The 1,238-nt window shown below is 50.4% G+C and carries 10 tRNA genes; all 10 read right to left on the bottom strand.

The window, feature by feature from the left end:
- Positions 1–53: 53 nt before the first annotated feature.
- Positions 54–129, bottom strand: a tRNA-Phe gene (locus tag HMPREF1210_RS00050).
- A 147-nt stretch (positions 130–276) separates the two neighbouring features.
- A tRNA-Asp gene (locus tag HMPREF1210_RS00045) sits at positions 277–352 on the bottom strand.
- A 3-nt stretch (positions 353–355) separates the two neighbouring features.
- Positions 356–432 (bottom strand) — tRNA-Met (locus tag HMPREF1210_RS00040).
- A 150-nt stretch (positions 433–582) separates the two neighbouring features.
- Positions 583–675, bottom strand: a tRNA-Ser gene (locus HMPREF1210_RS00035).
- A 12-nt stretch (positions 676–687) separates the two neighbouring features.
- Positions 688–764, bottom strand: a tRNA-Ile gene (locus tag HMPREF1210_RS00030).
- Positions 765–771: 7 nt separating this feature from the next.
- Positions 772–845 (bottom strand) — tRNA-Met (locus HMPREF1210_RS00025).
- An 18-nt stretch (positions 846–863) separates the two neighbouring features.
- Positions 864–939: transfer RNA gene (locus HMPREF1210_RS00020), tRNA-Ala, on the bottom strand.
- A 20-nt stretch (positions 940–959) separates the two neighbouring features.
- Positions 960–1,036, bottom strand: a tRNA-Pro gene (locus HMPREF1210_RS00015).
- Positions 1,037–1,048: 12 nt separating this feature from the next.
- Positions 1,049–1,125, bottom strand: a tRNA-Arg gene (locus HMPREF1210_RS00010).
- A 21-nt stretch (positions 1,126–1,146) separates the two neighbouring features.
- Positions 1,147–1,235, bottom strand: a tRNA-Leu gene (locus tag HMPREF1210_RS00005).
- Positions 1,236–1,238 lie beyond the last annotated feature (3 nt).

Here is a 1,238-nt window from a genome sequence, read left to right as displayed (position 1 = left end):
CTCATCATCAGCTTGGAAGGCTGAGGTTTTACCACTAAACTACACCCGCAATATGGTGGCTCAGGACGGAATCGAACCGCCGACACAAGGATTTTCAGTCCTTTGCTCTACCGACTGAGCTACTGAGCCACATTGAATTTGTGCTAAGCTTTGAATCTCTTTGTCAGCTTCTTTCGTTCAGTCAGTCACGTACGTTAGTACGCTCCTTCCTTTACTCAATTGCTTCCTCGACCTTCTTTGCTTATCTCAAATTCTTAAAGAATTACTTAATAAAAATGGCGGTCCCGACGGGAATCGAACCCGCGATCTCCTGCGTGACAGGCAGGCATGTTAACCGCTACACCACGGGACCATTTGGTTGCGGGGGCAGGATTTGAACCTGCGACCTTTGGGTTATGAGCCCAACGAGCTACCGTGCTGCTCCACCCCGCGATAATATTATTGTTATAAACACTATGACTCAACGCTTCTAGTAAGTTTAACATCTTCGTTTGGCGGTTTGCGCCACCCTTACGATTTATTTAGAGCGAGTATATATATGTTTATATGTTTGATGATCTTACACCACACACTTAGTAAAAATGGAGGAGGTAGAGGGATTCGAACCCCCGCGGGATTTGACTCCCCTGTCGGTTTTCAAGACCGATCCCTTCAGCCGGACTTGGGTATACCTCCGCAGTATATAAGTGGTGGACCTTGCAGGACTCGAACCTGCGACCGGACGGTTATGAGCCGTCTGCTCTAACCAACTGAGCTAAAGGTCCTAAAAAATGGCGGCAGAGGGGATCGAACCCCCGACCTCACGGGTATGAACCGTACGCTCTAGCCAGCTGAGCTACGCCGCCAGGATCTTTATAAAATGTTGGTGGAGCCTAGCGGGATCGAACCGCTGACCTCCTGCGTGCAAGGCAGGCGCTCTCCCAGCTGAGCTAAGGCCCCGTAAAAGGGATAAAATAAACTGGTCGGGAAGACAGGATTCGAACCTGCGACCCCTTGGTCCCAAACCAAGTGCTCTACCAAGCTGAGCTACTTCCCGAGTCAAAAATTATGGCGCGCCCGGCAGGAGTCGAACCCACAACCTTCTGATCCGTAGTCAGACGCTCTATCCAATTGAGCTACGGGCGCATATTATACTATTTTAAAAACTGGTGCCGAGGACCGGAATCGAACCGGTACGGTAGTCACCTACCGCAGGATTTTAAGTCCTGTGCGTCTGCCAGTTCCGCCACCCCGGCATT

Source organism: Paenisporosarcina sp. HGH0030, from assembly GCF_000411295.1.
Classification (GTDB): domain Bacteria; phylum Bacillota; class Bacilli; order Bacillales_A; family Planococcaceae; genus Paenisporosarcina.
Note: the sequence above shows the minus strand (reverse complement) of the source record. Positions and strands in the feature narration are given on the sequence as shown.